We start from the raw sequence: 7316 nt of genomic DNA, 5'->3' as shown, positions 1-7316 counted from the left end.
GTCGATGTCGGTGCCCACAGCTTCCTTGGCGCCGAGCAGCAGGGCGGCAATCGCCAGAATCCCCGAGCCACAGCCGAAGTCGAGCACGTGGCAGTCTTTCAGATCCTGGCCGTCGAGCCATTCCAGGCACAGTGCGGTGGTCGGGTGGGTGCCGGTGCCAAACGCCAGGCCCGGGTCCAGCAGCAGATTGACCGCGTCAGGCTCGGGAGCAGCGTGCCAGCTCGGCACGATCCACAGGCGCTGGCCGAAACGCATCGGCTCGAAGCCGTCCATCCAGCTGCGTTCCCAGTCCTGATCTTCGATCACTTCGCTGTGATGTTCGGGCAACGGGCTGCCGGTCAGCAATTCCAGATGGGCCAGCACCGGTTCCGGTTCGGTACCGCCTTCGAACAGCGCCAGCAAGTGGGTGTGCGACCACAGCGGCGTAGTGTTGAGTTCCGGTTCGAAGATCGGCTGGTCTTCGGCGTCCATAAAAGTCACCGACACGGCGCCGACTTCGAGGAATGCGTCCTCGTAGGTTTCGGCTTGTTCCGGGGTGATGGCGAGACGGACTTGCAGCCAAGGCATGGCGGGCACCTTTGAAAATCTGTGGGGCAGCCCGAAGCTGCAAAAGCGCGCAGTTTACGCCAGGTCGCCGGCAAAGTGGACACACCGCTTGGCTGTTACACATTCGAGCCCGCGATATACATATGTATGGCCTGAGCACTTTTGTCGGCAAATAGAGTGAGCGCTCATCTCTACGCAACAAAAGGCTGGACGACATGGCGGATCAACAAGGGACTGTAGAAGAAAAACCACCGATAGCCGCTGCGTCTACGGGGTCGGTGCAGGAGATCCTGCTGCGCATCACGCGCTGGCAGGTGATGATCGACAAGCGCTTGAACAGCCAGATGACGTTGCTCGAGGCGCTGGAGCACTTCGCATTGACTGAACTGCGCAGGCATTACCCGGACGGCCATTTCGCGCCGGGTTTTGTGGTTGCCCTGCTTGACGCCATTCTGCAAAAGCTTATCGACGGCCGGCCAGTCATGTTCCTGGCGCTCCAGGACGCGCCATTTCGCTGGCCTGGGGGCGCCGATCCCGGTTTGCCGTCCAGCCGTCATGAGCATGTGATCCGGACGGTGGATAGCGTTTCGTTGCACTTCCTCGACCAGTACAAGAAATACCTGCGAGAACATTGGGCGACAAAAGGGCGCGAGACGTTGTTCGATCGCCTGATCAAACGCAAGCTGCGGCGCTATATCAAAGACATCGAGTTGCTGTTGCGCCGTGACCAACTGGCTGGTCTGACACTGGATCAATTGCGCAGCAAAATCGACCGGGTGCAGGCCCGCAGCACGCGTCGGTACCGATTGACCGCCCTGGCAACCGGTGCAGAGAAAAAGATTCTCGAGGCGCATTCCTTTGCGCAACTGCCGTCATGGATGAAGGCGCTGAAGGAGCCGGATCGCGCTTTGTTGCGTGATTATCAGGAGCAGACCTCACTGGCCCAGGCAGCACTCGATGACCTGCTGCTGGGCTACGGCTCGTTGCGCGACTTTGCCCGCCAGCAGGCCATCGAATACATTCAGCTCAAGCTCGACATGACGGTTGAACCGGACCGGATCGACGTGCGGCTCAGATGGCGCTCGGCGGTCGGTGAGCCGACCCACAATCGCAGCCTCAGTGACCTGCTGGCATGCGGGCCGATCGGACAGGACTTCGCAGCGGTACTGGAGATCAGCAGTCCTGCGCCATTGCGCAACCAGTCACTGAAGCCGACATTCATTGCCGACATGTTGGCGGAACAGGATTATCCGGCGGACTACCTGCGCGTTCTCGCCGAACAGTACCAGCGTATAGAGGTGCAAAAGGCACTTGTCGACTGGTTTGCCGCACGGCTTCGGCAGAGCGCATTCGTCGCGCGCTGCGCAGCTCATCTGTCGGACTCCGACCATGAGCGTCTGGAGCAGATGTGGACTGGGCACGCTATAAACAAACCGTTGCAAGTGGCCGCACTGACGCTGCCCAACGGCATGCAATGCGCCGATCTTCTGGTGTTCTACCAGGCAGAGACTGAGCAAACGGTGAATAACCTTGTGCTGTACGCGCCCAACAAGCCGGACGGTCAGGAGTGGGTCCGGTTGCCTTCGATCGCGGCGTTGACCGGCGAAGTATGGAGCTGGACGCAGAGCGAATCCGGTCGTGAGTATCTGTTGCAGCAGCTTTCGCCGGCTGCACATCACCCTGCACGGGATTATCTGTTGGCCGCTGCGGCCAGCCCCGCTCTCTGGGGCATGCAGAGTGACCTTCGACGAGCGTCCCTGCCGTTCACCGAATGCGTCGACGCCGCTGCAAAAATGGGCCTGGCAAACAACCTGCAGCGGGTCGAGCAGGACAACTCGCTGCGCTGGTACACGACGCTCGGGCTCGAGGCTCGCCGGCGCATCAGCAGCCTCAATCAGGAACTGATCGTTCATCAGCAGGTGTTCAACGAGCTGCTGGGCGGTTTCGAGGTTTTCGTCGATTTCGCCAGGCGCACGGTTGCCGCAGCGATCACGCCCTATATGCGCAGCAAGAACGTGCTGGAACCGGTCGATCCGGCCACCGTGTTGATCGATTACAACCCTGGCGTCGCTGACCGCAGGAAGCAGCAGGTTGCCACGCTGCTCGACCTGGCCATTCACGGCTACGATGACAACTCCGGCATCGAACATCCGAAAAGAGGCGTGCGATCGTCGGTTGGCCAGGATCTGAGCCAGGTGCGCAGCGCCGATCTGGCGCTGTATCTGCGCCGGGCGTGGCTGGGTGAAAAATACGCCAGCGAGATCCGTGGCAAATATCTCGACCCGCGTGATGCTGCCTACGAACCGCGTCGCTTTGCCTACCGCAACGTGCTGCTGTCAAAGATGGACCGTGATTTACGCGTGGCCAGAAGTCAGGCGCGATTGAGCGACGCGGTGTATTCAGCGCTGGTCCGTCAGGTCTCTCTGTTGAGCCAGGTGCCAGCGCCGGATACGCATTTTCCGGGCGCGAGCATGGTTGAAAGTGACGGCGTGTTCAGGTTCACCGTGCGCCATCACGTCGTGCTCGGGGTTTATGTCCTGACCTCGTACGATCCCGAGCCGTCCTGGTGGCTGTACACGCCTGATGCGCCCGACGGCATTGTGGTGCGTGCGTATCAGTCACTGTTCGGCGACATCGCCGGCGCTTTGCATGACTACTTGATGGCGCGTACGCCGGTTGCCGCGCGCAGCATCGTGTCGCGCACCCTGTATGCGATTGCGGCAAAAAAACAACGCGTCGATACGCTGTACGAAGCGCAGCGCCTAGTTGACGCGCGCAGCGAGTTCAACGCGTACATCGAGCGCGCGGTCACGGATGTGCAGGACATCACCACCAGCCGCGCGCAAATGATCGAACGCCAAGTGGTCAAGGGGCTGATGTTTGCAGCTGCACCGTTTTGCATGGTGTTCCCTCCGTTTGCCTTGCTGCTCGATGTCGTGTTCATCGCCGTCAGCGCCGGTCAGGCGGTCGCTGCGCATCTGGAGGGTGACGTCGATGGCGCGCTCGGCCACTGGCTGGAGGCGTCGTGGGGCGCGTTGTTCGCTATGGTCGGCGCCGGCAGTGCGATCAAGTGGCTGGGCGGTGCGGCCAGAAGTCTGAAGCACACCATGCGGCCGGCCTCGTTGTTGTCAGAGCGTCTGAACGCCGTGGCTCCGCTGCGCAGGGAAGCACTGCCGGCGATCCGGGAAGTACGCTTCCATGCCAGGCAGGCCGTCAGCAAGGCGCCCGAGCGTTTGCAAAGGGTGACCGAAGAAGGCGTCTTTTTCGGCACATGGCGCAGTCCGCCCAGCGCTGCGCAGCCGCAACCGGCCTATTACATTCGCAACAAGGGCAAGTATTTCCTGGTCAGGGAAAATCCGCATTTTGGTGGGCTGAGCCTGGTCGATGCCCGTCGCCCCACCGCCATCTATCAGCAACCGATTCAGCTTGCTCCGGGGGGCAAGTGGACACATGCCAGGGTCGGACTCACAGGAGGCGACGTGCGCAACCTTGGGCGCGTGAACAATTTGAATGATGCTTTTCCTGGAGGTGCCGAGCCGGTGCTGAACCGCGGCGCGCTGCAGGGCGAAGCCGTGGTGGCGGCTTTCCGTCCCGGATCGCAGGATAACTACCTGTTTTCGTTGAATGCGCAGAGTTGCGTCATCGCCTCGCTGTATAACCCGACGACAAGAGTGGGGGCGGTCATTCATTTTGATCACAATATTCGCCCGTTGATCGAGCGAAGTGTCACGCAGGTGCTGGAGCGTCTGGGGGGCGCACCGCAGAACATTCGCGCCACGCTGGTAGGTGGCGACTGGCTGTCGGCGGGCGCTGACATCGGCGGTCCGGTCAGGCGCGTGTTGCGCGAACAGGGCCTGCAGCCGACCTGGGATTACTGGTCGTACTCGTCGTGCCTGGGCAACAGCTATGGCGTGGTGCTGAATCTGAACAATGGAGTCTCGAGAGTGTTCAAGCATTCCTCTGGTCAGATTGGCAGGCTGTACGACGCGCTTATCGCCAGATCGAGCTATGCCAAGGACGGGCTCTCGGTACGTGCCCGACACTTTACGAGACGGTTCACCCGCAGGCCGTTACATGAAAACGCCGCAGGAGCGGTGGTCGATGATGCCGGCCTGCGGGCATCTGCCACAATGATCGAGCAGCAGGCGTTCTCCACGGTAATGCTCTGATGGGTTTGTTGCAGGCATAAAAAAACCCGATCCGCAGGGATCGGGTTTTTCATGCCGCTTCAGCCTTACGACTGTTTGGCCAGCTTGTGCTCGAGGTAGTGAATGTTCACACCGCCCTTGCAGAAGCCTTCGTCACGAACCAGGTCACGGTGCAGCGGGATGTTGGTCTTGATCCCGTCGACCACGATTTCGTCCAGGGCATTGCGCATGCGTGCCATGGCTTCGTCGCGGGTTGCGCCGTAAGTGATCAGCTTGCCGATCAGCGAGTCGTAGTTCGGTGGCACGGCATAACCGCTGTACAGGTGCGAATCGACGCGAACGCCGTTGCCGCCTGGAGCGTGGAAATGCTTGACCGTGCCCGGGCTCGGCATGAAGGTCTTCGGATCTTCAGCGTTGATCCGGCACTCCAGCGAGTGACCGCGGATGACCACGTCATCCTGAGTGAACGACAGCTTGTTGCCAGCGGCGATGCTGAGCATCTCCTTGACGATGTCGATACCGGTGACCATCTCCGAAACCGGGTGCTCCACCTGAACACGGGTGTTCATTTCGATGAAGTAGAAACGGCCGTTCTCGTAGAGGAACTCGAAAGTACCGGCGCCACGGTAGCCGATGTCGATGCATGCCTTGACGCAGCGAGCCAATACTTCCTGGCGCGCCTTCTCGTCGATGCCCGGTGCTGGCGCTTCTTCGAGAACCTTCTGGTGCCGACGCTGCAGCGAGCAGTCGCGGTCGCCCAGGTGGATGGCGTGGCCCTGGCCGTCGGACAGTACCTGCACTTCGACGTGGCGCGGGTTGGTGAGGAATTTTTCCAGATAGACCATCGGGTTGCCGAACGCCGCGCCTGCTTCGGAGCGGGTCAGTTTCGCGGAGGCGATCAGGTCTTCTTCCTTGTGCACCACGCGCATGCCGCGACCACCACCGCCGCCGGCGGCCTTGATGATCACCGGGTAGCCGACTTCACGACCGATGCGCAGCGCCGTTTCTTCGTCTTCCGGCAGCGGGCCGTCAGAACCTGGAACGGTCGGTACGCCTGCTTCGATCATCGCGTGCTTGGCCGATACCTTGTCGCCCATCAGGCGAATGGTGTCGGCTTTCGGGCCGATGAAGGCGAAGCCGGAGTTCTCGACCTGCTCGGCAAAATCGGCGTTTTCCGCGAGGAAACCGTAGCCTGGGTGAATGGCGGTAGCGCCGGTCACTTCAGCAGCAGCGATGATGGCCGGAATGTGCAGGTAAGACTGAGCGGCGGACGCCGGGCCGATGCAGACGGATTCGTCTGCCAGACCTAGGTGCATCAGCTCTTTGTCGGCCTTGGAGTAAACGGCGACGGTCTTGATGCCCTTCTCTTTGCAGGCACGCAGAATCCGCAGGGCGATCTCACCGCGGTTAGCGATCAGAACTTTTTCCAACTTCGCAGTCATCAAAGGCTCTCCGCGGTTCAAACGATGGTGAACAGCGGTTGGTCGTACTCAACCGGCTGGCCGTCTTCGACGAGGATGGATTCGATCACACCGCTGGTTTCAGCTTCGATGTGGTTCATCATCTTCATGGCTTCGACGATGCACAGGGTGTCGCCTTTCTTCACGGTCTGGCCGACTTCAACGAAGGCTGGCGAGGTTGGCGAAGATTTACGGTAGAAGGTGCCGACCATCGGCGAACGGGCAACGGTGCCGTTCAGCGCGGGTGCAGCAGCGGCAGCCGGAGCAGCGGCAGCGACTGGCGCGGCAGCAGGGGCAGCGGCCGGAGCCTGCATCGGGGCTGGCGCGTAGTACTGCTGTGCCGGGGTCTTGCTGTGACGGCTGATGCGTACGGACTCTTCGCCTTCCTTGATCTCGAGCTCGTCGATGCCGGACTCTTCCAGCAATTCGATCAGTTTCTTAACTTTACGGATATCCATGAATCATCAACTCCCAAGGGTCGGTCAGGGGCGTATAGCTTGGTGTTCAAGCTGCTCTAGTGCGGCCTCCAGGGCCAGTCGGTAACCGCTGGCGCCAAGGCCGCAGATCACTCCTACCGCTACATCGGAGAAGTAGGAGTGATGGCGGAAAGGTTCGCGCTTGTGCACGTTGGACAAATGCACTTCGATGAATGGGATGCTCACTCCCAGCAGCGCGTCACGTAATGCGACACTTGTGTGCGTAAAAGCCGCCGGATTGATCAGAATGAAGTCCACGCCTTCACCGCGCGCAGCGTGGATGCGATCGATCAATTCGTACTCGGCGTTGCTTTGCAGATGCAGCAGATGATGGCCGGCTTCACGGGCGCGCCGCTCCAGATCCTGATTGATCTGCGCCAGGGTCGTCGACCCGTAGGTCCCCGGTTCCCGGGTGCCGAGCAGGTTCAGGTTGGGGCCGTGCAGCACCAATAGCGTTGCCATCTGCGTTGTCCTTGTTATCAATGAGCAGTCGTCAGAACCCGGCGACTATGCCGCAAAGCCTTTGTGACTGTCCAGTTCCATGCAATAGGCGGCACGATGGGCGATGTTTGCGCGAAATTTGTGACCGGGTGAGCTGATCCGGTCATTCGCGATGTTGGCAAGGGCCTCTTCGCGAGCAGGCTCGCTCCCACAGGGGCATGCATTCCCAAGTGGGAGCGAGCCTG

5 protein-coding genes are annotated in these 7316 nt (G+C 60.7%); 1 reads left to right on the top strand and 4 read right to left on the bottom strand.

Annotation, left to right across the window (positions count from 1 at the left end):
* The coding region (gene prmA / locus OQK_RS07710) for a 50S ribosomal protein L11 methyltransferase (protein WP_038860723.1) at positions 1–567 on the bottom strand (567 nt) is incomplete at its 3' end.
* A gap of 194 nt (positions 568–761) precedes the next feature.
* Here prmA and OQK_RS07705 point away from each other — a divergent pair.
* Positions 762–4715 carry a type III effector 1 gene (locus tag OQK_RS07705; protein WP_157221871.1) on the top strand — a complete coding sequence of 1318 codons (3954 nt, stop codon included), beginning with the start codon at positions 762–764 and terminating at the stop codon, positions 4713–4715.
* 65 nt (positions 4716–4780) lie between these two features.
* Here the strand turns inward: OQK_RS07705 and accC are convergent, their stop codons facing one another.
* From accC to aroQ, 3 genes are read right to left on the bottom strand one after another with little or no spacing between them, the layout of a single operon-like run.
* Positions 4781–6136, bottom strand: a complete 1356-nt coding sequence (gene accC / locus OQK_RS07700) for an acetyl-CoA carboxylase biotin carboxylase subunit (RefSeq protein WP_016771863.1) — start codon at positions 6134–6136, stop codon at positions 4781–4783.
* A gap of 17 nt (positions 6137–6153) precedes the next feature.
* Positions 6154–6612, bottom strand: a complete 459-nt coding sequence (gene accB, locus OQK_RS07695) for an acetyl-CoA carboxylase biotin carboxyl carrier protein (RefSeq protein WP_016771862.1) — start codon at positions 6610–6612, stop codon at positions 6154–6156.
* A 24-nt stretch (positions 6613–6636) separates the two neighbouring features.
* Positions 6637–7092 carry a type II 3-dehydroquinate dehydratase gene (gene aroQ / locus OQK_RS07690; RefSeq protein WP_016771861.1) on the bottom strand — a complete coding sequence of 152 codons (456 nt, stop codon included), beginning with the start codon at positions 7090–7092 and terminating at the stop codon, positions 6637–6639.
* Positions 7093–7316: the final 224 nt, after the last annotated feature.

This window comes from Pseudomonas sp. R62 (assembly GCF_000257605.1).
GTDB lineage: Bacteria > Pseudomonadota > Gammaproteobacteria > Pseudomonadales > Pseudomonadaceae > Aquipseudomonas > Aquipseudomonas atacamensis.
Note: the sequence above shows the minus strand (reverse complement) of the source record. Positions and strands in the feature narration are given on the sequence as shown.